Source organism: Spiroplasma gladiatoris (genome assembly GCF_004379335.1).
Classification (GTDB): Bacteria; Bacillota_I; Bacilli_A; order Mycoplasmatales; family Mycoplasmataceae; genus Spiroplasma_A; species Spiroplasma_A gladiatoris.
The window spans coordinates 706902-733863 of record NZ_CP038013.1; the positions used below are offsets into that span (position 1 = coordinate 706902).

Annotated in this window: 19 protein-coding genes; 1 reads left to right on the plus strand and 18 read right to left on the minus strand. The window is 21.0% G+C overall.

What is annotated here, in order from left to right:
• Positions 1-4 precede the first annotated feature (4 nt).
• From SGLAD_RS03200 to SGLAD_RS03240, 8 genes are all read right to left on the minus strand, one after another.
• Entirely contained in the window at positions 5-748 is a 744-nt protein-coding gene (locus SGLAD_RS03200; RefSeq protein ID WP_134297603.1) for a hypothetical protein, read from the minus strand.
• Between the two features lie 307 nt (positions 749-1055).
• A complete protein-coding gene (locus SGLAD_RS03205) occupies positions 1056-2501 on the minus strand; it encodes a hypothetical protein (protein ID WP_134297604.1) in 1446 nt (481 codons plus the stop codon).
• Complete coding sequence (locus SGLAD_RS03210; protein ID WP_134297605.1) at positions 2461-5004, minus strand: DEAD/DEAH box helicase; 2544 nt, start codon at positions 5002-5004, stop codon at positions 2461-2463. The genes SGLAD_RS03205 and SGLAD_RS03210 overlap by 41 nt, the downstream gene beginning before the upstream one ends.
• 1413 nt (positions 5005-6417) lie before the next feature.
• Positions 6418-6696 carry a hypothetical protein gene (locus SGLAD_RS03220; protein ID WP_134297607.1) on the minus strand — a complete coding sequence of 93 codons (279 nt, stop codon included), beginning with the start codon at positions 6694-6696 and terminating at the stop codon, positions 6418-6420.
• Positions 6697-6776: 80 nt separating this feature from the next.
• Entirely contained in the window at positions 6777-7574 is a 798-nt protein-coding gene (locus tag SGLAD_RS03225; RefSeq protein WP_134297608.1) for a hypothetical protein, read from the minus strand.
• Positions 7575-8675: 1101 nt separating this feature from the next.
• Positions 8676-8945 (minus strand): hypothetical protein, encoded by a 270-nt coding sequence (locus tag SGLAD_RS03230; protein WP_134297609.1) that lies wholly within the window; start codon positions 8943-8945, stop codon positions 8676-8678.
• Between the two features lie 269 nt (positions 8946-9214).
• Complete coding sequence (locus tag SGLAD_RS03235; RefSeq protein ID WP_134297610.1) at positions 9215-9928, minus strand: hypothetical protein; 714 nt, start codon at positions 9926-9928, stop codon at positions 9215-9217.
• A gap of 265 nt (positions 9929-10193) precedes the next feature.
• Positions 10194-10646: a lipoprotein gene (locus SGLAD_RS03240; protein WP_134297611.1), complete on the minus strand. Its 453-nt coding sequence runs from the start codon at positions 10644-10646 to the stop codon at positions 10194-10196.
• Positions 10647-11139: 493 nt separating this feature from the next.
• Between SGLAD_RS03240 and SGLAD_RS03245 the strand changes: the two genes are divergently transcribed.
• The gene (locus SGLAD_RS03245) at positions 11140-11469 is read left to right on the plus strand and encodes a hypothetical protein (protein ID WP_134297612.1); all 330 of its coding nucleotides are present in this window, start codon (positions 11140-11142) and stop codon (positions 11467-11469) included.
• A gap of 253 nt (positions 11470-11722) precedes the next feature.
• Here SGLAD_RS03245 and SGLAD_RS03250 read toward each other — a convergent pair whose 3' ends face one another.
• From SGLAD_RS03250 to SGLAD_RS03295, 10 genes are all read right to left on the minus strand, one after another.
• Positions 11723-12031: a hypothetical protein gene (locus SGLAD_RS03250; RefSeq protein WP_134297613.1), complete on the minus strand. Its 309-nt coding sequence runs from the start codon at positions 12029-12031 to the stop codon at positions 11723-11725.
• 109 nt (positions 12032-12140) lie between these two features.
• On the minus strand, positions 12141-12407 hold the full coding sequence (locus tag SGLAD_RS03255) for a hypothetical protein (RefSeq protein ID WP_134297614.1): 267 nt from the start codon (positions 12405-12407) through the stop codon (positions 12141-12143).
• 136 nt (positions 12408-12543) lie between these two features.
• A complete protein-coding gene (locus tag SGLAD_RS03260; protein ID WP_134297615.1) occupies positions 12544-13944 on the minus strand; it encodes a glycoside hydrolase family 1 protein in 1401 nt (466 codons plus the stop codon).
• Complete coding sequence (locus tag SGLAD_RS03265; RefSeq protein WP_166739169.1) at positions 13922-16432, minus strand: glucose PTS transporter subunit IIA; 2511 nt, start codon at positions 16430-16432, stop codon at positions 13922-13924. The genes SGLAD_RS03260 and SGLAD_RS03265 overlap by 23 nt, the downstream gene beginning before the upstream one ends.
• A gap of 87 nt (positions 16433-16519) precedes the next feature.
• Positions 16520-17299 (minus strand): MurR/RpiR family transcriptional regulator, encoded by a 780-nt coding sequence (locus SGLAD_RS03270; protein WP_134297617.1) that lies wholly within the window; start codon positions 17297-17299, stop codon positions 16520-16522.
• 460 nt (positions 17300-17759) lie between these two features.
• Positions 17760-18536: a MurR/RpiR family transcriptional regulator gene (locus SGLAD_RS03275; RefSeq protein ID WP_134297618.1), complete on the minus strand. Its 777-nt coding sequence runs from the start codon at positions 18534-18536 to the stop codon at positions 17760-17762.
• Between the two features lie 122 nt (positions 18537-18658).
• Positions 18659-20095: a glycoside hydrolase family 1 protein gene (locus tag SGLAD_RS03280; RefSeq protein ID WP_134297619.1), complete on the minus strand. Its 1437-nt coding sequence runs from the start codon at positions 20093-20095 to the stop codon at positions 18659-18661.
• On the minus strand, positions 20085-22514 hold the full coding sequence (locus tag SGLAD_RS03285) for a glucose PTS transporter subunit IIA (RefSeq protein ID WP_134297620.1): 2430 nt from the start codon (positions 22512-22514) through the stop codon (positions 20085-20087). Before SGLAD_RS03285 ends, SGLAD_RS03280 begins: the two co-directional genes overlap by 11 nt.
• A gap of 87 nt (positions 22515-22601) precedes the next feature.
• Positions 22602-23336, minus strand: coding sequence for a MurR/RpiR family transcriptional regulator (locus SGLAD_RS03290; RefSeq protein WP_134297621.1), 735 nt, complete (start codon positions 23334-23336; stop codon positions 22602-22604).
• A gap of 1353 nt (positions 23337-24689) precedes the next feature.
• Positions 24690-26696 (minus strand): hypothetical protein, encoded by a 2007-nt coding sequence (locus tag SGLAD_RS03295; protein WP_134297622.1) that lies wholly within the window; start codon positions 26694-26696, stop codon positions 24690-24692.
• Positions 26697-26962: the final 266 nt, after the last annotated feature.

Below are 26962 nucleotides of genomic sequence, written 5' to 3' on the forward strand. Positions count from 1 at the left end.
AAATTTATTTATTCTCCAATTTTTGTTTTATATCATCAAAAGCCATTAAACAATACGTTATTAGTTCTGTAATAATGTTATATAGTAATTGATTATTAAGATTTGTTTTCTCAAAACTATTGTAAAAATCATCATAGATTATAGCTTTGTGTACTATTATATTTCTTAATTCTTTTAAAATAAAATTTATATGAGACTTATTAAAATATTTGTCAATTATTGTTTTTCGTTTTAAAAAAAATAATTCATCATTTTCATAAATAAACTCTAAATATTTAGTTTCACTAGTTTCTTTTGTTATTATATTGTAAAACGCATTGTAAAAATATTTGTTAATTAATATTTTAGAACTTTGTTTAATTAATAAAGAAACATTATCATTTAAAATTGAAATTGAATATTCGACGTAACAATAATTTAAAATTGAGTACAATTTTTCAATGAGTATTATTAATGGGTCAAATATATCTATACTTTCTAAACTTTTTTTATAGTTTAAATCTTTATTAGAAATCCTTTCTAAAAAATATTTTAAAGCGTTTTCAAAATAAATTATTGTTCTTTTCGAAGAATCAAACTCACTCTTTACACAATTAAAAAAACACTTATCATTTTTTAATATATATTCTCTAAACTCGCAAAATTTTTTTATAAATTTTGCATATTTTGATTCTTTAACATTTTCAAAACTTTTTTCTAATAAATCATAATTTTTTTTAAAATCATGTTCTATTTTTGTTAAATTCATTTTTATTGATGTATTTTATTTTCAATTTCTTTAATAGTTAATTTACTTTTAAATAATTATTTTTTAAACTTTTCATTGTATAATTTAAAATCCTCTATGAGCTTGTTATTTTTTTCAAAAACGCTTGTATTTTTTGTACTATAAATATGTTTTTTGTATAAAAAAACAAGTTTTCTTATATATCTAATGCATTTATCCATTTTTTTTCTTACTTTCTTTGTTTAAATATCTTTAAAAAAATAAACAGCTAAAATACATTATCAAAATACGTTTTTTGATATATCATTTTTAAAACTGTTTATTATTTTTATTTTTTAATTTTATTTAAATATATATCATGTATTTTTTTATTTTCTTTTATGTAATTTAAAGATTTTAAAAGTTCACTTAAATCAACATTGTTTTTTTTATATTTTTTATGAGCAATATATTTATTATAAAACTTTCTAAGTTTTTTTAATTTTTCATCTTTCATATCTAATTTTTTTATCTCTTCTCTCATTCCGGATTGTGACATTTGTCCAATTAATAAATATATTTCTTCTTTAATTTTAGTTATGTCATTTAATTGTTTATTTAATAAATTTTTATGTTCATTAATTAACAAGTTTTTATCATAGTTATTTAAATCAAATAGTTGTAAAAATGAATAATCTAAATTAGAATTGATTTTATAAAGACTTGCTAGTTCTTTGATATTTTCTAAAATTTTAAACATTTCTTCTAAAGATTTTATATCTCAGTTAATATTTTGAATATTAGTATTTTTAACAATAAACTCTAAACCTAATTTGGCAATTTCAACACTACTTTTAATTGATAAAATCTTATTGATAATATTACCATTTAAAACTAAATCATTACTTATATTTAATAATTTAATTATTGTTTTATTTTTTATTTCATTAAAAAGATTTTTTTCATAAATATTTAATAATAAATTTTCAAATAGCTTTTGATGTATTTTATCACTATAATCAAAGCTTTTATCAATAATTCAATAGTTATTAAACTTTTCATAGATTTTGACTACTTTTACAAAATCATCATATAAAACTATTGAGTTTCCATCAATACTAAATATTAATCTATTTTTTAATGAGTCTAAATCTTTTTGACTTAATAAATTATATTTTTCGTTATCTTCAAATTCATTAATAGTAAATCCACTAATATCAAGGTTTTTATTATTTTCAATACTTTGTTCAAAAGTTTGTTTATCAATTTCAATATATTTATTTTGTCGATTATTAATCCTAATTTTAACAGTACTGTTTTGGATTATAAAATCATAATTATCAACTATTATTTCTACTTCATCAATTCCATCATAATCTGATCTAACATATTCTTCATTCTTAGTAAAAATATTTGATAAAAATTGTTCATCTTTAAATATTTCTCCTTCAAAAATTTCATTATTAAATTCTGTTATATTAAATTTTAAATAGTAATTAAAGGTTAAAGGATGAATCATCTTAACAGGGATTAATGATTGATTTATGATTTTTTGTAAATCTTCTTTTGTATATCTATTTTTCATATCTTTATAAAGGTCTAATAAAAAATAATACATACTTCCCTTCCCAGTTAAAGATTCAATAAAATTATTACTATTTTTTTCATTAGTTTCATTTAATAATAATGAAGCTATTAAGTAAGTATCTAGGCTTGTTTTTTCAAATTTATTTGTAATTATTTTTAATTTTTTATTAGCTTTTTGTAATTCTAATTTCGCTGTCCCTTGTATCATTTAAGATTTCTCCTTCTGTAGTGATTTTTATTTTTAAACCTTTATCTTCAATATAACTAATTATTTCGTTTAGATACTTTCTTTTTGAATTGTTTGGTGATTTCATTTCTAATTTTTTTAGGTTTGTAGAACCAAAAATAAATAATTTATCTCTAGCTCTTGATAAAGCAACATTTATTCTTCTAAAATCAACTAAAAAACTTTTTTTAGTTACATCAACAACAACTGTACTTACAAGCACTATGTCTGTTTCTCTTCCTTGAAATGCATCAACTGTATCGATTTCAAAATTTTTAAAAGATTTTTTAACTTCATTAATTAATTTATTATTTTCTTTAATAAATTTTTTTAATTGATCTTTATAAGAAAAAATAATACATAAACTTACTTCTTTTTTGTTTAAACAACTTTTATAAATCTCTTTTAAGATAATTGCAATTGATTTACATTCTTGCACATTTATTCTTGATGTAGATCCAGGTAAACTAGTGTCAGTTGCATTTAAAGAATCTATAAAAAATATATCTTTATTATTTAAATCAATATTTTTATTATTATCAAAATATACTTTTTTATCTTCAATTCCATTTCTTCTACCTATTAATTCATTGTCATAAAACACGTTGTATGAATTAAATATTTGTGGTGTTGATCTATAATTTTCATTTAACAATACCAATCTTTCACTTTGTTTAGCTTTTAAAATAGTTTTAGAAAAAATTGATTCTTTATAAGTTTTTTCTAATTTATCAAACATATCTTCATCATATGAACTTAAATGTTTTACTTGATCTTTTGAAAATTCTAATAATGGAGCTAATTGATAATCATCTCCCACTAAAATTATTTTATTTACATAAGGTAAGTATCTTAAAACTTCTGTTATTGGACATTTAGATACCTCATCAATTATTAATCAATCATAGCATTCAAATAACTCTAATCCTTTTTTTCCAGATATAGCTGTTGTTGTAGTTGTTGCTCCAGTTACAAAATAATCATTATTATTGTTAATAGTAAAGTTAATAACTTCTTCACCTTTATATTTTTTTATATCTTTTATAATTTTATTGGCTAACAACTTATCATTAGTTTCATTTAATCATTTTAATAAATTTAACCCTCAAGTTCTATATAAAGTTTTATCAATCATTTCTTCGCTATATTTATTTATTTTGTTTGTAATTCTTTTTGGAATTATTGGGTCTTTATTTTGAACTAACTTATCTAATACATTATCAATTGCAACATGCGTTTGAGAAGAAATAATAACTTTTTGTTTTAATTCTTTTGTAATATATTGAACAATTGAGTTAATAACATGGGTTTTTCCAGTTCCTGGAGGTCCTTTTATCAAAGTGATTGGAGAACCATCAATTGCTTTTAAAAAGGCTTGTTTTTGTGAATTGTTTAATTCTTTTGTATATGATAATACTTCATCATTAACTATTAAATTATCATGGTAATTTGGAATTTGACTATCACCAATTAAATATTCAATAAGTTCAATAGCGCTTCCACTATTTCCTTGATTTATTAGCTTTAACGAGTTATTAATTGATTCAATTTTTATTTGTTGTCCTCTGTCATATAAATTAATATATTTATAATTTAATTCTTCTTTAGAAATAATATATATGGTTAAATGTTTTTCTTCTTCTAATATATTTATTACTTCTATTTCCATGATATTTTTATTGTTGATATTATCAATTAATTCTAAATTACTAACAAATAAGTTGTCTTTTTGCTTTGTTAATTTGTTATAAATTTTATTATTATCTAATACTTTAATGCCTAAAATATTTAAAACATTATTTTTTAATTCATTATTTAATCTATCAAAAACATTTTCTGGTATTAAATAACCTATTATTGTTTTTGAGTTATCATAAAAAGGTTTAAACTCATTAAATTTATCTAGTAATTTATTATTATTATCAAAAATTTCTTTATTTTCAATAGAAATAAATTTTAAAGGTTTTGATATAGATTCAATTTTATAATTATCATTATTATTAATTTCATTATATAAAGTTTTATAAAAATCAAATACTTCCATAAATTCAGAAAATTGACCGATATTAAATTCAAACTTATTACTTTTAGATAATCTTGTTAAAAACATTCTTGCTTCTTCTATTGAACTTGGGTTTAAATTGTTAATTGCAATATTTTGTTTTACACCTTTAATTGTATTATAGTCAAGATCTTTTATTAATCTGTATCTATATACAAAAATTTCTGCACCAAATGGTTTTACAAAAGAACATCTAATGTGACAATATAATATAAAAACTCCAAGATTTGTATTTGATATAAGTTCTACATTTTTTATTTCTTTTAATTCTCTTTCATCTCTATTATCAAGTATGATTTCTAACTTTTTTGTTGTTAGTTTAAATTCATTTTCATCTGACTCTTTAATAAAATTTAAATATTGACTAAAAAATCCATCTTCTACAAGTTTTTCTAAAACTTTTAATTTAACTATTAAGCTCATATTTTTGCCTTTCTTTATCCAGTGTTTTTTCAATAATTTTGTTTTTTTTATACTTGTATCATTTTGTACTATTACTTTTTTTATTTATATATATCTTTTTGTTAGTTTTTATTTTTCTAAATCTCGTGTAGTTTGGCTCATCTTCTAATCTCTTTAAAAATAATTCTTTCCTACTTCTTGTTCTTGATTCTGTAAAATAAATATCATTAGTAAATTGATATTCTAATTTACAAAATTCTTCATAACAAATAATTTGGGGAATTTCTAAGCATCAATCTTTGTGATCTTTTTTTATACCTCTTTTTTTTAACGCTAAAGTGCTAGCGTGTTTTTTGTTATAAGCAAAAACAGGTATATAAATAGGTAAAAATTTATCTCTACCAACATGACCAAACTTACATTTAACTTTGTAATATTTTTTTATAAAAATACCTCTTTTTTTAAATAAAACAGGTATTTCAAAAAACTAATTATTGATATTTTATAAGGTGTACAACCTACTAAGATATTTCTACCTTTTTGGATGTATGAACTTATTTAAAAGTTCCTTCGTTTTGCATAAATATAATAACATAAAAAAATAAAAGTAAACTAAAAAGTTTACTTTTTTTCTAAATTAGTGGATGTACACCTTATATTTTGCAAAACGAAGAAGTACACCCGTGGTTTTAACGTTTTGCATAATAATTATATCAAATTATAGTAATTAAAATAATGTTTAAAAATAAACTGATAAAAAGTTATTTTTTAAATATACTTTGTCAAGTATACAAAATGTTTTTTTATAAGAATACGTCAAAATTATTGGAAGTATTTTTTTTATGTGGAATTAAACCGATATAAGCATATGACGGAGGTCCATTATGTTTAATCATTATTTTTGTATATTTATAAAACTTAAATATGCAAACTTTTTGTTAAACGGTATATAAGTGACATCTGTAACTCATAACTCATTTTTTGAGTATAAAGATTAATTTCTATTAACATGATTAGGACCGTGTGTTATTTTTTTGACTTCTTTAGGTTTTCTATTCATTTTTTTTAATTCTTATAACTGAATATAATTTAAATATTTTCATAATTCTAGCTATCTTAGTTTGACTTGCACAATTCCATTATTACTTAAAACTATTTTTATTCTTGGCGACCCATAAATTTCATTATTTTTTATAAAAATCTCTTTTATTTTAGAATCTAAATTCATATCTACTTTTAAGTTAAATTATGACTTATTCTTTTTACAACAGATATAATAAATAGCTCTGATATATTTAATAATTTACATAAAGAAAAAATTGTATATTTATTTTTATATTTATCTATTATTTGTAATAATTAATTATTCTTTTTCTGAATCATCCATTAGTTCATTGAACTTTTTTAAAACCTTATTCTACATTTCTAATCATTTTATTTTTTGTTAAGTTCAGCGATTTTTTTATCTTTTGTATCTTTTGAATTAGTTCTAATTTTTCCGTTATGTTTGTTGCTTTTTCCTGTATTTGAAATAAGTGATTCATCACCATAAACTTCTCAATCTAAATACATTCTTCTAATTGTTGAATATGATATGTTGTAAGTTTTTGATAAATCTCTAAAAGATAAATTTTGCTTAAAGTACTTATTTATTAATTCTTTTTTAGTATCAAAATCTAGTATATTTGATTTGTTTCCTTTTAAATTTGCCATATAAAAAATTCTCCTTGTATAATTTTATGTTTTTTTTAACATAATGTATACTTAGAGAATTATATTTAAAAATATTATATTTAAAATATTTGGTTTAATTCTTCATTTATATAATAGGTTACAACAATAGAATATAGTATAGAATACTTTATATATCGACAAAAATCAAAAGATATTCCAGATAATGATTTTTTTTCAACAATAGTTGCTGCTACTTGATTAAACTGATCTGTGTTGTAAAAATATGTTATCCTACTTCTGTGAGTTATTTCGTTTCTTTTTTCATATAAGTAATATGTATAAAATTCTGAAATATCGTACTTTAATTTAAATTTTTTGTACAGTACTGAATAAAAAGAAAAACTTTTAATTACAGTTTTTTTGTTAGGGTTAAAAAAATAATAAAGATTTTCTTTTTTTACTACATTTTTGTTAACATCATCAAATATTCTTTTTTTATCGTTTTCCAAAGTTTCTAGTATAATTTTGTAGAGAAAAGACATTTTATCTAAATTGTTCAAAATAGATATAAATATATTTTCAAGTTCTATAAAATTATGATTTAAAAAATCTATATTTTTATTAATATCTATAGATTTAAGTTTATTTAATAGTCAATTTAAAAAAGTATAAGTTTCTAGAAATATTAAATTATTTTTATTTTTTTCAAGCGATATAGACCAATGATCGACAAGTTTTACAACATCTATTTCGTAAATGTTGATATTTTTTTCAAATTCTTCTATTGTTTTTAAATATAAGATATATTCGCCGTTATACTCGCCATTTACATCAAATAAATCTTCAATTTTTTTAATTTCGGTATTTAATTTTATACAATAAATAAAATAATCAACAATTTCAGCAGTAATATACATTATTTTTTTCCTTTTAAAATATTATGTTTAATATTTTTTTATATAAATATTATAAATCAAAAATAATTATAATTTCTTTTTTAATCTAAATATACTTTGACAAGTATACAAAATGTTTTTTATAAAAATACTTTAAAATTATTTAAAGTATTTTTTTGTGTGGAATAAAACAGATATAAGCATATGCTGGAAGTCAATTATGTTTAATCATTAATCTTGTATAGTTATAAACTCTACATAATTATTTATTATCTTTTTTAGATTGATAAATTATTTTGTTTTAATTTAGTTTTTTATTCTTCTTTTAATGAAGAGAAAAAGTTTCACACATTGCATTATCAATAGAGTTACCATTTCTAGATAATAATATTATCATATTATTTTTTTAGCATATCGTCTTGCAAATACAAATGTGTACTGAACTCGATTATCAGAATGAATAATTAGTTTTTTAAATATATCTTTTCTATGTAGCGAAGCTTTATCTAGTGATTTTTTATAAATATCTATATTGTTTTTTAAAGATACTTTATGACCGATTATAAATCCAGTATTTGCATCTTTTATAACACTTAAATATGCAAACTTTTTATTAAACTATATATAAGTAACATTTGTAACTCATAACTCATTTTTTGAGTATAAAGCTCAATTTCTATTAACATGATTAGGACCGTGTGTTATTTTTTTGACTTATTTTGGATTTCTTTACATTTTCTTTATTCTTGTAACTAAATATAATTTAAATATTTTAATAATTCTAGCTATCTTAGTTTGACTTACCATATTGCCTTTATTATTTAAAATTATTTTTATTATTAGTTCACTATAAATTCCATTGTGCTCTATAAAAATATCTTTTATTTTATAAGCTAAATTCATATCTAATTTTAATTATTGTATTTTGACTTATTTTTTTGTATCAACGATAATAACTAGCTCTAGTTATATTTAATAATTTACATAAAGAAAAAATTGCATATGTATTTTTATATTTATCTATTGTTTTGTAATAATTAATTATTCCTTTTTTGAACCCTCCGTTAGTTCATTGAACTTTTTAAAACCTCATTCTCTATTTCCAATCATTTTAATTTTTTGTTAAGTTCAGCGATTTTTTTTGTCTTTTAGATCTTTTGAATTAGTTCTAATTTTTCCGTTATGTTTGTTGTGTTTTCCCGTTTTTGAAATAAGTGATTCACCACCATAAACTTCTCAATCTAAACACATACTTCTAACTGTTGAATGTGATATGTTGTAAGTTTTTGATAAATCTCTAAAAGATAAATTTTGCTTAAAGTACTTATTTATTAATTCTTTTTTAGTATCAAAATCTAAAATATTTGACTTGTTTCCTTTTAAATTTGTCATATAAAAAATTCTCCTTGTATAATTTTATGTTTTTTTTAACATAATGTATACTTAGAGAATTATATTTATTTATAATATGAATACTTTTTTATATAAATATCACTTTTTATAATGTAAAACTTTTATTTTTAAATTATTTTCTTTAATATTTTTAGGTATTGTTTTTTTATTGGAGTAATAATAAATTATTTCTAGATTAAATTCCACGTTAAGTAATTTTAGTTCTTTAATTATATGTTGATCATTTTCCAAAGAAATACCAAATAACTCTATAATAATTTTGTTTTTTTTATTATCTTTTTCAAAAGATTTTGCAGCATAATATTTAATTTTTTCAAAAAAATCATTTGTAACTTTTTTTCATATAAATTTACTTGAGGATTTGGAGAATTAGAATTTATCCCTGGACTACCATTGATTTCAAGGTTAATTAAGAATTTAGAATTAGAGTGTAGTGTAACATAAAAACGCATATTTTCTTTTTTCAATATTATATACAAGTAGTGTATTGAATCTGTAAAATTAGTGGTTCCTAATATATTATAATCATTTTCAATTGAGTCATTTTTTATTTTTGAAAAATGACTCTTGATTTTATCATTTTTTAAAAATCTTACTCTTTTGAAATAGGAAAAAGATATAAAATAAATGACGATATCTTTATATTTTTCACTTATATTATCATCTATAAATTTTTTCAAATCATTTAGAAAAAACTCTTCAATATTAATTTTATTTTTTAAAAACTGTGAATTTTTAATAAAATTTATAGATAATTCTATAGATTCTTTAGCATTATAGAAATCAATATCATCGTATTTTCTATTTTGAGAATAAAAAAGTATCGATTCAACTGTTTCATCAAAATTGATTTCATAATTAAAATTTTTAAAATATTTTAATATTTCATCATTATATTTTAAAATTGTTGCATCTATGTTTGCATCAAATCCATTTCCAAATAATAAAACCTTATAATTCATAGTATAATTATAAAACATTTTAAAACAATTATTGTTAATAAAAATTAATTAGTTATTGACAGTTATGAATAACAAGCGATTATGTCACAAGTAAAATATACTTGGAGAAAAAAACTATAGAAATTAAATCTAAGTTTTTATTAAAAAAACTCTTATAATCTTAAATAAACCAGTTATATTAAACTGGTTTATTTGTTATTCTTATTTATTGTAAATAAAAGTCTAAATTGTATTTACAATTAAATCTTTCTTATAAATATAATGACTATTTAGAGTATTTTTTAATAGCTGAGTCCATATATTTTTCAACTAGATCATAAACTGAACTACTAAAATATTCTTTTATATATTCTTTCATCTCTTTTAATCTTTTTACTAAATCATTAGCTGTTTTTATAGCTCTAAAACTATCATAATCAGGTAATAAATTTTCATCAATTTTACATATTTCATAATCCATTACATATAAATCTACTCCTAGTTTTATATAAGATACTACATCAGAATCACTTGCTTCTTTATCGTTAATTTTTTTCAAATAATCATTAAATTTTTTATACTTTTCTTTATATAATTCTACTTTTTCTTTAATATTTTTACTGTTAACTTCAGTTTCTTTTCCAGGACCAGAACTACTTTCTTGATTACATGAAATTACAACACTTGATACTGAAGTCATAAGACTAGTAGATGCTAATAATGTTAATATTTTTTTCATTTATTTTTCTCTTTTTACACATATCAATATAACAAAAAAAAAAAAAAACAAGATTTATTAAATTTAAAGAATAATTATTGTTTACATCATTTTTTTATGTTATTTATTATTTTTAATATTTAGATTATTGATAATATATTTGTAAGTATTGTATACTAATCATTTGCATTAATGGTTTTTTACTTTATATAACCACTTAAAGTGGTATAATCAAAAATAAAGAAAAAGGTGAAATAGTATGGGGTTAAGTGAAGAAATTTTAAAATTTATTAAAGATAATAATATTGATATTAGTGATAACAATTTATGAAGCTTATTTTAAAAAACTAAAAGATAAAGAATTAACAATCTTATTAGTGTATAAAGATCTATTATAATCTTTTGAAAATTGTATTATAAGCAACAAAATTTTTTTAAATATATAAATTTAAAATTTACTTTAAAAAATAAATGAGTACAAAAAAAATAATAACTTTAAATAAGGAGAAAAAATATGAAAGAAAAATGAAAAGGAAAAAGATTAACTGAATTATTAAAAGATAAAGATTTTTTAAATGCTACTGAAGAAGAAATAAAAGAAGTTGCAAATGATAGTGTTCTTTGTAAATTTATTAATGAAGATGTTGAGATAATTTTAAAAGAATCTGATGAGTCAATAAAAAGAACAAAAGAGTTAATAAAAAGTACAAAAGAGTTAATAAAAAGTACAGAAGAATTATTAAAAGAATCAAAACAAAGAAGAATAGAAATGAATTTAGAATGAGATAGATTTTGTAAAAAGTGTGAAAAAATATTTGAAGGTAAAAATTTTTATGATGCTTAGTTTATTGAAAACACTGGTCTGCTCCCCTATTCACTTGTTTAATTGTTATGAATTAGTTATTTAAAGAATTTAATTGATTTTTAAAAATTTGATATAATATAGTTATTAAGAAATAAGGAGAAAAAAATATAACGAAAAATCAGAAAGGAAAAAGTACTTTTATTGTCAAAAATTTATTTTAGACGTTTATATTAATGTATCATTTTTTGTTAACTAATCGCTAACGCTAAATAATGAATAATGATATAAACAATTAATGCTTTATATTTTTAGAATTTTCTAAAATTAATGAAGTTACTATATCGTTAAATTCTTCTTTATTATCTTCTAATCATTTTTCTATTTCTTGTTGTTTTTTTAAAAACTTTTTAGAATGGTATTTACATAATATTTCTTTAAAATTAGTGTAATCTAATAATTCATTATTTTTATTTACTACCTTATATGAAAAGTTTTTACATTTTTTTATAGTGCATTTAAATTTTTTAATAAAAATTTGTTCATCACAATCATCACATTTTACAAATTTATTATTAATATCATTATGTTTACAATTTTTCATATTTTTCTCCTGAATTAATAATACTAAATTTTTATATCGTTAAAAAACATTAAATTAATTTAAATAAATATATTTAAAAAAAATCTAATAAAAACATAATTTATTATGATTATTTAAGTTTATTTTCGGTTAACATGTAGTAATATTTTTTATTAAATCTTTCAAAAAGAAAAACCTCTCCACAATCAAGTATATCTATTTTTCATGTATTTAAAAATTGTTTAAATTTATTGGAGTTTATTTGTTTTAAATTTTCAAATAAATCACTTTTTAAAAAATTATATGCTTTTTCAATACTGTTAAAAATAGAGTCAATAGCTAGACTTATTTTATTATCTTCTTCAATAACAAGAATTCTTAATACATATATATTCATTTAAATCTTCCTATCTTTATTTTTATTTTACTAAAATTAGCGCATATTTGAAGCTTTTTATAAAATAATATACAAAAAAGAAATCACACTAATTTAAAGTGCGATTTAATGTATATTTTATTTTATTAATTTAAATCTATAATTCATTTGCATTATTTTCAATTAAATTTTTATATCAATAAAAACTGTCTTTTTTATATCTTTTACATTCTTTTAAATCAAAATCTTCTCTATCAACATAAATAAAACCATATCTTTTTTTTACCCCTTCATGTGTTGATACTAAATCAAATGCACTTCATGGATTATATCCAATAATATCTATATTATCTTGTAAAATAGCTATTTTCATTTGTTTTATATGTTCTTTATAGTATTTAATTCGATATTGATCATGTATTTGATAATTATTGTCAATTTTATCATAACCACCAATTCCGTTTTCTGTAATTAGCAAGGGTAAGTTGTATCTATCATATAGTTCTCTTAAAGTATTTCTAAATCCTATAGCATCAATTTCTCATCCAAAATCTGTTTTGTTTAAATTATCATTTTTAACTTGTTGATACATACCTTTTACACTTTTGATTTTTTGTTGACTTGGCATTTCATCAAATAACTTATCACTAAATGGAAATATTGCAGTTGATGATGTGTAATAATTAAATGCTATAAAATCTGGTTTTGCACTATTAATTTCATTCATTTCTTCAATTGTATATTCAAACATCGAGTTATTTTCTCTTAAATAGTTTAAAACTAGTTTGTTATATCTACCAAATACACAAGTATCTAAATAAAATCAATTTCTCATAACTTTCATATTAAATGCTGCAAGATTATCAATTGGTTTGCTTGTTCCAGGATATACACAAGCAATATTTGGTGCGGGACCTATTTTTGAATTTGAAAGTGTTTTATGACATAGATTAATAACTTTTGCTTGAGCTACCATCATATTATGATTTATTTGATATAAATATTTTATTTTATTTTCAGTTTCAGGGATTTTAATACCCACTATTTCACCAAATAAAATCATTATATTTTGTTCATTAATTGTTAATCAATGATTGACTCTATCACCAAAGTTTTCAAATAAAATTTTAGAATAATTTAAGAAATCTTCAATAATATTTTTATTATGTCATCCACCATCTTTATCTAATTTATCAGGTAAATCGAAATGATAAATAGTAACAATCGGTGTAATATTATATTTAATAAGTTCATTTATAAGGTTGTTATAAAATTCTAAACCTTTTTTATTAATATCACCTCTTCCATTTGGTAATATTCTTGTCCATGATATTGAGAATCTATATGATTTTAACCCTAACTCTGACATCATTTTTACATCTTCTTTTCACTTATTATAGTGATCTGAAGCTACTTCAAAATTTGTTGTGCCTTCTGGATAGTTATTTCTTACATCTTGTACAGAAAGACCTTTTCTATCAGCATTATAACCACCTTCAAATTGATAAGCACTAGTAGAAGCACCTCATAAAAAATTATCATTTATTTTTTTTGGCATTTTTTAAGTTCTCCTTACTCATTAAGTTAAGATACTCTTTTTTTGAATAATCAATATTCATAGGTTCAGCTATTGCAAATGATATATCAATTGAATATAAAGAGTTTCAATAATTATTATAAAAAGTTTTTAATATAGAATTATCATTCACATTTATTTTGTTAATAAAATTATTAATTTCTAATAAACTATTTTTGTTGAATTCACTTACAATGATTTCTGACATTTTATTTTTTTCTTCTAAAACTTTTATTTGTTGTACTATAATTTCATATTTATCTGATAATTTTAATTTATTATATTTAGTTGCGAGTATATTAAATTTATCAAGATTCTTATATTCGTATTTTTTTGCCTTGTTATACTTTTTTTCTTTTTTATTTTCAAATTTGTTTATCATTAATTGTTTTTTTAATTCTTTTTTTTGCAACTCTATTAATGATTTTTCATATTCTTTGTAACTAGGAATAAATTTTTTAATAACTTCATATTTGTTTTTTAACTCATTTTCATAGTTTTTTAATTCACTATCACTTAAATTTAAGTTTCTTTTTAAAACTTGTAGCAATATTTTGTTATTTTCTTTATATCCAATATGTTCAAATTTTCTATCTTTAAAAAACAATAGTGTAATTAAAAGAGCAAATACTAAAGCTACCAATCCAGAAATAACACCAAACGCTGTACCTCAACCGAGTTCTAGTCCCATATAAGACATAATACCTGTTCCTGTTCTTCTATATTGTTCAACTTTTAAAAATCCCGCTAATATTCCTCCTACTAGTCCACCTAAACAACCATATAAAAAGGGTTTAATTTTGGGTAAATTAACTCCATAAACAATGGGTTCTGTTATTCCAAAAATAGCACCAGGTAAAGCTGCAAAAACCGCTTGTTTAGTTTTTTGATTTTTTGTTAATATAGCAACAGCAATAACAGCTCCAATTTGACCCATTATTCCAATTTGACATGCAGCATACATAGCAGAAGGATCTCCAACGTTCATCGGAAGTGTAATTACAGCTATAACAGCAACATGAGTTCCAGTTAATATTAATGGTTGTCAAATCATTGCAAATATACCCATACCTAATCCAAATGGAATTTTACCTAATAGAATTACAAATTTAGCAATTAGTTGTTCAATAATTCTAAATAATGGTCCTACAGTAAATAACATTGTTACAAAAACTATTAAAAACACTAAGGCTGGTCTAAACACAATATCAACAGATGTTGGCATTCATTTTTTTATTCATTTATCTATAAATACAAGTAAAATACCAGCACATATCATAGGAAGCACTGTTCCCTCATATGTTTTTATAGTGATTGGATTATCAAATATAGTAAATAAAGTTCAACCATTACCAAATAAGTATCTACTAGATAAAGCGATTCCTAATCATATCGCTAGTCAAGGATCGCCTTTAAAGTATTTAACAGTACTAGATAAAAATACAATACCAACTAATTCTATACCTACTTTTGACATTATATACATGAGTGCACTAAATAAGTCTAGCTCCATAATTGATTGACCTTGTGCTGGGTTTACAATTACTTTTGATATAACAAGAATTGCTTGTATACCACTAATTACACCAGTTCCAATTAATATTGGAACTGTAGGAAAAACTATGGCAGTTATAGCACCCATAATTTTCTTTTTAACTGGTGTTTTATTTATTTTTTTTGTACTTTTGATTTCGTTAGTTTCACGATCTTCAATAATTATTTGACATTCATCTTTTACTTTATATACCTCTCCCCCAATAATTATTTGAAGTTCTTCACCATTTCAGTTTATACCTTTAGTAAGTTCTATTTTTTTAATAGCTTTTTCATTTACTAAATTTTTATTTATAATTTTAAATCTTAATCTTGTCATACAATTATGACATAAACTTTGATTACTTCTTCCACCAATAGCTGCTAAATATTCATAAGCAATTGTTTTATATTTACTTTCTCTTTTTTCTAAAATAACTTTCTTATTGTCAATTGGTTTTTGCTCTTTTAATTCATACTCAACTTCATAAATTAACTCACCTTTTTTAACTATTTTATTTATATTTTTATAGGTGATTTTAAAAGTTTTAAAATTACTAGTATCAACTAATATTGGAGTAGATCTACTCATTTTTTTTGAATCTATCAAGTTTCAATCAACATTTATTAATTGTTCATTCAACAAAATTTTTTCACCTTGTTTTTTTAATAATTTAAAAGGTTTACCTTCTAAATTAACAGTTTCTAATCCGATATGCATTAAAACATTAACATTATTACTACTAAAATAAAAAGCATGTAATGTATCTATTATTAATTCTATTTTCGATTCATATAGTGGTGAATAAATCAAATTTGAATTTGGTTCAATAAATACACCTTCACCTAAAGCTTTGCTAGAAAAAGCAGAATCACTTATTTCTTCAATTTTTTTAACATATCCTTCAACAGGTGCATATATCTGTATTTTTTCCATACTTTCTCCTTTCATAGTAGAATTTTTTCTACTATGAGTTAATATTAAAGGAAAAAATTATTTAAAGTATATTTTTGAACTTGTTTATTATTTATAAATATGTTTAGTGATTTTAAGTATTAAATTAGTTAATATGAAATTAATTTGCCCTATTCTTAAAAAACTTCTAACCTCACTATTATATTGAGATAAAGATTTAATAAGTAAAATATTACTGGTGTCATTATTTTTATATTTAATCTTTTCAAAGTGAGAGTCTGTTACTATAAATAATGATCTTAATTTATTTTCAAATGCATAATCAATATTTAATAAAATTTCTTCTATCTCTAACCCAGTTAGTATAAAAAAAGTTAAATCATTTTCTTTTAGTTTTTTAATAAATGTTGATTCGATTTTTCTTTGTTGGAAATAAAAAGTTTTTATATGCATATTTAAATAATTAGCAAATAAACCTATTTGTTTATAGTCATCTTCACTCGAACAAACTATTAAAACTTTTTTAGATATTAAAATTTCTTTTTTGAAAAAGTTTAATTTCTCATTTAATAAATTTATATCAAAAAGAGAATTTATTTTTATTATTTCCTCTACATCATTAATCAAATTTTTGTTTTCATTTTTATTAATGCCATAAAATTCCAACTCAGCCATTAGTGAATGGATCATCTCACCATAACCTTCATAACCGAGTTTTTTTGAAAATAATGTTAAAGTAGATTTTGAAATATTTAATTTAAAAGCAATTTCTTTTGATTTATAAAATATTTTATTTTCAGCGTTTTTCTTAATAAATTCTGCGATATGATAATCTAAGGTTTTTTCTTTTAGCTTGATAATATTTTTTAACTTTTCTCTAATTCTCATATTTAACCTTTCAATTTAGTAAATTCTTATTCAAATTTAATATATGTATTAAAATAAATAAGGAACTACAATTATTTCAAAAAAACTTTTTTATTTAATAGATATACTATTTATTTAAAAATATATGAATAATAACAAGCAATTATGTCACAAGTAAAATATACTTGGAGACAAAATTATAAAAAAATGAAATTAGACATAATAAAGCAAATAAAATTAAAAGCTATAAAAGGTTTAATTTACAACTAACATTTTTATTAAAGGTTACTTGATTTAAAAATTAACTCAATCGTTATTTGATTAGTTGATCTTTTATTTCTATATGTAATTAAAATAAATTTTTATAATAAAATTTTTAGATAATACTTATTTAAAAAATAATAGACCAGTCTTCAACCGGTCTACTTATTTTGATAATATTTCTTATAAAGCTTTAGTTATTTTACTTTTAATAAGAAAATTATTTATATAATTTTTTATTAATTTTTAAATTAAGATAAAAGAATAAATTTATTAGAGCAAAATGTCTTAGAACATGGTGTGAGTCGTCATAATTAAAACTTAATAAATGTTTATTTTGATAATTATTATCATAAATTTTATTAAACTTAAAGTAAGTTGTTATTAAATAAGTATTTTTAATTTTTTTATTTATTATTTTTTTAATATACAAAGAAGCCAAATTTTTAAAATCACTTTCAGATATAATTATTAATTTTATACATTTATTATCATCAAAGTAGGATTCTAAGTCTAAATAATCTAACTCTATTTTAACTACTTGACTGGAGATATTTTGCTCTTGTAATACTTTTTGAAAATAACTTACTGAGTCTAAATTTTGTCAAGAAGATAAAATCTTTATTTTTTTTTGTAATAAAATATTTTTTATTAATGAATCTAAAAAACTTTTACTTTGATTAACTCAATTATTCATACTTTTAATAGTTTCTAATTCTTTATTGATTTTGTTCTTTTTAATTTCTTCTTTTGCTTTTAATATTGTTTTTTCATATTCAAGTTTTAATTTAAAAATAAGTTCACGATAACCACTACATCCAGTTTCTTTTGCAAAACGAGTAACTGTTGCTTCTGAAACAAAACATTCTTTTGAAAAATCTTTTTCGCTTTTAAATTCTCCGGTTAAAAACATATTTAATAATTTTTTACTTATAATATGTTTTATTGTATTTTTTTCATCTTTTGACATTTCATCAATTTTTTCATATATATTCATAAATTTATCCTTCAATTTTTTAATAATATTTTTTTAACTTATCAATATTTGGAAGTAAATTTTAAGTTAATATTTTTATAAATCTATAAATTTTTAATTACAAATCAATTTTGTTTGATAGATTATTGTAAATGGTTTTTTAAATACTTTTGAAATCAATAATAGCTATTTTTTTTATATCTTTTTTTTGAACCATTACCATTATCATCTTGATCAACATATATCAATCCATATCTTTTTGACATTTCATTACTTGCAGATGAAACAACATCGATTGGTGTTCAAGTTATGTATCCAAACACGTTAACTCCATCATTAATTGCATTTTTTAATTCTTTTAAATGTAATTCTAAATAGTTAATTCTTCTATCATCTTTTATTGTTAAATCTTTTTCAAGCTTATCATTTATACCTATTCCATTTTCTGCTATAAACAAAGGTAGTTTGTATCTATCTCACAAATCATTTAATGTTATTCTTAACCCAATTGAATCTATTTGTCATCCTCATTCACTTTCATTTAAATATGGATTTTTTTCAAGTTTAAAAAGATTAGCTTCTGATGTTAAATTTTTATTTAAAGAATTAACTCCACTCATATAATAACTAAATGATATAAAATCAATTTTATTTTCTTTAATCAATTCAAGTTCAGACTCATCAAAAGCAATATTAATGTTATTATCAATAAAATATTTTAACATATAAGTTGGATACTCACCCTTAGCCATTAAATCATAATAAAAATAAACTTTTTTTTCTTGCTCTTTTAAATTATATAAAACATTTTCAGGTTTACAATCTAGTGAATAACAAGTTGCTTGAGCTAACATACAACCCATTTGAAAGTCTTTGTTAATTTTTTTTGCTATTTTAATAGTTTTTGCATTTGCAACAAATTGATTATGTAAAGCTTGATAACAACTTTCTAATAAATTATCTTCTTTGTCTGCAATTATTCCAGCACTTACAAAAGTTGTAAAAATAGTAGCATTGATTTCATTAAATGGTATTCAATATTTTACAAAATCTTTAAGCTCATTTAATACTACACTTGCATATTCAGTAAATAAACTAATAACTTTTTTATTTTTTCATCCTCCATATTTTTGAACAATTTTATAAGGTAAATCAAAATGAGAAATTGTAACAATGGGCTCTAGATTAAATTTTTTACATTCTTTTATAATATTCTTATAAAATTTTATTCCCTTTTGACATACCTTGCCATCATCAATATTTGGAATTATTCTTGATCAAGAAATTGAAAATCTAAAAGCATTCATTCCCATATCTGCAATTAACTTAATATCTTCTTTATATCTATGATAAAAATCTATTCCTTCTCTTTTGGGAAAGTATAAATCTGACTCATTTTGTAAAGCGTAGTCAATTTTTTTTGAACTAGTTGTTTTTAAATTTGTTATATCTTTTCGATTTTTTACATCTTCAAAATATTTTAAATCAGCTACAGTTAAAGATTTTCCATTAATATTATAAGCACCTTCAACTTGTGGCGCAGAAACACCACCTCCAATTAAAAAGTTTTTAGGAAACATGTTCTTTAACCCTCTTTTTATTCAAAGTTAATAAATTATTTTTACACTCAGTTAAATCAAAATGTATATCTAGAGAGTGAATTGAGTTAAAGTAATTGTTCATAATATTTTCAAGATTTTCATTTTTAATAAAGTATTTATTCAACGTATTTTTTATTTTATTAAGCATTAAAACTTGTAAGCCGCTTAATGTTTTTAAAGCTTCTTGATAACTATTTAAAAAGTTTTGCTTAATATTTAAATAATTTTCAAGTTTTGCATCATTTTTAATTTTTTTAATTTTTATTTCTAAATTATTCATTTTAATTGAGTTGTTAATTGCAAAATCTTTTTTGTTTTCTAATTTAATAATATCTTCGTTTTGCTTATCTGTTAAAATATTAATCTTAGAATCCATTCTAGAGTATTTTGATAATTTTTTTTCTATACTTTTAATCAACATTTTATCTTGTTTTGTAAATTTAAACTCTTTGTTTAAATCATTTAATAATTGATTATTTTTATCATTAATTATAATTTTATTTAATTTCATAAATTTTACAAAAATTTTGTTAACTTTTTTAGTTGAATGATTTTCTTCAAGTCTTTCTTTGTACATCAAAAATGTAAAAATATATGAAGCTCCAATAGAAATAAATGAACCTAAAAAGAATATTCCTATTTGATAAGCTCCTCCCGGTAAAAATCTTGTTACACCTAAAAACCCCATTCCTCCAGCTACCGAAGCATTTATTTTTAATAATCCTGTAACTAAACCTGCAAAACCAGCACCTAAACAACCTGAAATAAAAGGTGTTAATCTTGGTAAAGTAATTCCATAGATAATTGGTTCGGTAATTCCGACAAGTGCAGAAGGAATTGTAGAATATGCAATTTCTTTTGTTTTATAATTTGTTGTTCAATTACCTATACAAATAACAGCACCTAATTGTCCAAAGACCCCAAAGACTGTTGCTGCATATAATGGACTTGGTAAATTTTGAATCACAGTCACTATAACAGGTACATGAACACCTGTAAGTACAAGTGGTTGTCATAAAAGTGCAAACAACATAGTACCTATTCCATAAGGGATATTTCCAAGTCAATTGACACTAACACCAACAAAACCTTCTATAATTCCAAGAATTGGTCCTAATACAAACATAACTAGTAGCATTACTGTACTAAATGATATTGCAGTTCTAAAACATATATCTATAGAAGGTGGCATTCATGATTTTACTCATTTATCAATATATACATATAATGATCCTGCAACAACTTGTGGAATTATAGAATTATAATAACCTCCTAATTTAATTTTTAAAAATCCTCATTCGAATAAAGTATAGTTAACCCCTCACATTAAATAAGGACTAGCGATTGCAACTCCAATTAATGCTCCAACAATAATATTTCCTTTAAGATATTTAACAGTACTAATGCATAAAAATATACCTAACATTCCAATACCAACTTCTGATATTATGTATATAAAAGCTGAAAATATTTTTGCATTCTTCATTTGTTCATAATTTTTAATATCATCAATGACATTAAACTGAATTAATAATGATTTTATAGCCATTAATATACCTGCTGCTAAAATAATTGGTATAGTTGGGACTACTACTCCACTTATAAAACCTAATGTTTTATCTTTAAAACTTTTTTTAGTATTTTTAATTTCTATTTTGATATCTTCATTGTTTAGTTTATCGATTTCTTCTTTAACTTTATAAACCTCTCCTCCAATGATAATTTGCAATTCTTGTCCACTTCAGTTGACCCCTTTAACAATTGCTAATTTTTTAATTTTATCTTCTTCAACTAAATTTTTATTGTTTATTGAAAATCTAAGTCTTGTCATGCAATTATAATGGGTTAAAAAATTACTTTTACCCCCTATTAAATTTAATATTTCTTTTGCTGCTTTTAAAAACTTTGTTTCGTTTAGTTCAAATTTAGTTTGTACAATATCATCTTCTATAACTATATAACCTATTAATTCACCTTGTTTTACCTTTCCGCTTTTTTGCAATATAACTTTTTTTATATTTTCAAATACAACAATGGTTTCATTAGATAAGTTATTGTTTTTAATTTGATCATAGTCTATTTTTAAAATAACTTCATTTAATTTGATAAAGTCGTGTTCATTTTTTAAAAAATGAAAAGGTTCTCCCTTTAATTTAACTGTATCAATTCCAATATGAAATAAAGCTTTTGGACCATAAACTGATTTAACAAAAAATGCATGTTTAGTATCAAAAATCATCTCTATACTTGATTCATTAAATACGTTATGCAATTCGGTCCCATCAGGAATTATTAAAAAACCTTCACCCAACATTTTAGATTTGAATGTATTATCACTAGACTGTGTGATGTTTTTTAAATAACCTGAGATTGGTGCATATATTTCTACTTTTTTCATTCATCCTCCTACGAGTATATAATTACAAAATATAGAAATTTATTCTATAAAACCCATTAAATCAAAAACTAGTTTCTAAAAAAGAAACTAGTTGACAATATTTATTATTTGAGCTATTAAATAACCTACTAATACACTTCTCAAATAATAACTAGTTGATGAATTATTTAAATCAAAAATGATTTTAACTTCACATTTATCAATTCTAGTACTTAAAGCAGTACTTGTAAGGAAAATAATATTATTGTTGTATTTTATTTTGTGATAAACATTAAATATACCCCCAACTTCCATTCCTCCTACTAAAAATAAAACTGTAGAGTTTTTTAAATTTATATCTAAATTGTAGTTAGCAACAAGCATTTCTGTAAAAAATACTTTATAACCTTTTTTATTTAAATAAAAATAAAGTATTTTTGCTTGATTAATTAATTGATTAGAAGCAACAATATAAGTATCATTTTTAATAAGTTCAGCAATTGTGAGTAGTTTTTCTTTATAATTATCAAAAAAACTGATACAATTTATAAAATAATTTTTTGTATCATCATATGATTTAATTTCCATTTTATTATCTAGAATATTTAAATAGTTTTCTCTTTCAAATTTAAGTCTACTTACTAATTCTCTATAACCTGTAAAACCAAGTTTATTACAAAACTTAGATATTGCAGATTTACTAACAAAACAATTATTTGAAATTGTTTGAATTGGAAGAAAAATATTTTTATCAAAACATTCTAATAAATTGTTTATTATAACTATTTTTAATTGATTATGAGTTTCTTTTAAAACTAAAATAAGTTTTTCTCTGAGATTCATGTGATTACCTTCTTTTGCATAAGAGTTTATTGCTATTTTTATTTATTTTTAATGCATAAAATATAGACCAAACAAAAAAATATGTTAGTTTAAGTTAATCAGTTAGCATGAAAAACTAATTTGTTTATCTATTTATATTATATTGAAAATTATGATTAAATTACCAAAGTTTGGTTGAATTATTAGATTTTTTTCTAAATATTAAGTAATTAAGCAATAAAGAAAATATACTTTGAAGTAAAACTTTTAGAAAATTGAATTTGACATAATAAGACAAATAAAATTATAAGTTATAGAATATTGATTAAACAAACTTAACATCATAAATCCAAAAACATATTCTTTGTTAATTAAAAATCACACACGTTATAATTGATAAAATTTACAAAAAAATTATTAGGTTATTTTTGTAAACAATAAGCAACATAGTGTCAATATTATATTTACAAAGATCCTTCTACATATTGAATTTTACAAATATTTAACTATATTCAAAAATGTGTATCTCTAAAATAAATATAGACTTTGAAGGGTACGTACTTAATTGCAATTTATTTTTCAATTGTTGAAAATATCATCAAAAACTACCTCTATACCCCAAAAAATCTTTAGTTGAGAGAACTTTTGCTCCCTCCAAATAAAATGGCTAAAAAGAATTCGAACTAAAAAATTTGTTTGTTAAGTTATTAACCTATATTTAAACTAAAAATACAAAAATTATTGCTATGAAAATTTAAGATAAAAAATATTATTGTTTAATTGACAATGATATTTATAATGTAATATAAGTAGACAATCATAAACTTTATGGTAATGAATATACAATTAAAAAAGAATATTTAAAATCAAAAATATAAAATAACAACAAATAAATATAAAAAGCATTTATGAATATATTGTTTTGTGACATAATCGCTTACAATTAAAATTTTGATACATTAGCTTGTTAATTGCAAACATAATCATTAATATTAGTAAAATATTCAAACAGAAAGTTTGTAAGATCTTCTTATAAACATTCAAATAATAGCGTTAATTTATGTTTAATTGCCATAATAACGATTAATTAATCCAAAACAAAATGTAATGTTGTTATCAAAAATTAACCAATATAATAGTTAACAAATTAATAATTAATTACAAAGATTTTTTTGTAAATAATTAATTAATGTATATTCAGTTTGGTAATCTTAATGAAACTAGGCAGCTTAGTACTATTATAAATTTTATAAAGATGTATATTAATTTTTTTAAGCAACTTATATAATTAAATTAAAATAAAAAAACAATCTTTTTTAAGTCTATTATTTAAGACATAATTAAAAATTGCTCTATTATTTTATAAAAATATAATTATTTTTTTCTTGTATTTTCAATAATTGATCTGTCTCTATACATCTCTGATTCACTTTTACGTAATTTTCAAATTCTATCAGTAGTAAATGTAACATTTAAGAAGTTTAACTTGAATCTTATATCAGATGTATCATCTCCATGATAATAAATTGTGTCCATATAAAATCCATTTGTATTATGATTACCATTAATCTCATTTTTCAATATAAAACTTACTAATGTTTCTGTTAAAAATTCTCAATTATATATTGTTTGGTTACCTTCTTTTAATAAAATTTTTCTTGCTGTATCTTGAATTTCAATTCCATTATCATTTCTATTAGAAATATCAAGCGATAAAACTTTACTAATTTTTTTTAAAACAGATTTTCAATACATCATAGCAATGCCTTTATTTTTACCAGTATATATACCAGAAATATAATTTAGATCAAAACTATCTCATAGGTTTTTATCATATATTTCACCACTAAAAGCAGCAATTTTATATTCATCTGATGTATTCTCAATTCCAAAAGTTTTATGATAAGATTCTATTCCTTTTTGTAAGTTCGCAATAATTGATTTAAAAATTACAGAATTTTCATTTAAATCAGAACTTGTAATTTCTTCATCACTAACTTGATATCCTACTGCAATATAAAATTCATTTAAATCAACTGAAAAATTATTGATTTTTAGCTTTAATCCTTTAATATTAAATAATCCCATGTTTGTAGATTTTTTTAAAGCTTTTATGTCTTTTGATTCTTCATCATTTGACACACTTGCATAGTAATCAGCTAATCAAGTTTTGTAATTATTTTTTACATAATCATATAAAGATTTATCATAATTATCTTTTGTTTTTTCTATAGAAATATTTTTGAAAATATAATTATACAACTCTTCATTTTTTATCAAATTTGGAGTTATTGAATAATCATCATTGTTTTTTCATTTAAATTTACTATTAGTTGTAGCTTTTAATGAGTAATCTCAATACTCACCATCAGCATTTAAATTTTCATCATTTAATTCAACAATTTTTTGATTTGGATCATTACTAAAATCAATATTTATATTTTCATTTAAATTTGTATCTTCTTTAATTTTATCAGAAATTGCTTTTTTAAATCCATCCTCACTAAACTTTTCTTCTATTAAACTTTTTACTTCATCTTTATTATTTGTTATAAATTTATCATCATCAACAAAATTTGTTTTCTTAATTAAAGTGTTAAATTTATTAGCACCTAAAAATGCATATTTTAACTCCTTTACTTTTTTGTTTATTAAAGAAGTAAGTGCTTTATTTGAAGTAGAAATAAAATTAAAACCAAAATCTTTAAAAGTTCTATCTTCTTTAATTGACTGTGTTGTATCATTTTCAGAATATCTTAGTATAAAATTAAACTTTACATTTATACTAATATATGATTCCTTAGACTCATTTCTTATTTTAAAAATATTTGAGCTGCCTTGATCTGTTTCAGAAAATTTAATTCCACCCTCTTCATTTGTTAATAATTTATCTTCATCAATTGAAAATAATTCGTTTTCGTTAACATTATTTAACAATATACTATATTTTTCTTTTCATTTTAATTTTATAATACTTTCATTTATTCTTTGATGATTAATTAAACCTTTAAAATCACTTAAGAACTCAACTTTTTTATCATTGTTTTTAGGATTTTCAAAAATATTTTTTAATGATGTTGCTGTATCTTCGTTAATACCATCTATCATTTTAATTACTTTAGGTTTAATAAATAAATAACTAGAGTCATCATTTACTTCTTGAAATCAATTTTCACTTGCACTTTTAATTTCAGAATTAATAATTTCACTTACTTCTTTTAAATAATCTACAAGAGCTAGATCATAATTTGGCAGTTCTGGAAGTTTTTCGCCATCTTGATTGTTTTCATTTTGTGAACTTTTTTTAGGACAAGCAACAACATAAGATACAGTTGCTGCCGTTAAAGTTATAGTAGACAATAAGCATAATATTTTTTTCATTTGTTATCTCCTCTTTTCTAATGTTATTAATATGCATTTATTATATTTTCAATTTAAAAGAAAGTACTTTCACTTTACAAATACTCTTATCAAAATTATGAATAACAATTGATTATGTCGAAGTAAAATATACTTGCACATAAATTGTTTGAGAAATTGAAATAGATATAACTAAACAAATAAAATTAGAAGTTATAAAAGGTTTATCAAATAAACTTCATAATATAAATATAATTGCAGAAATACTTGGTTGATCAAAAAAACAT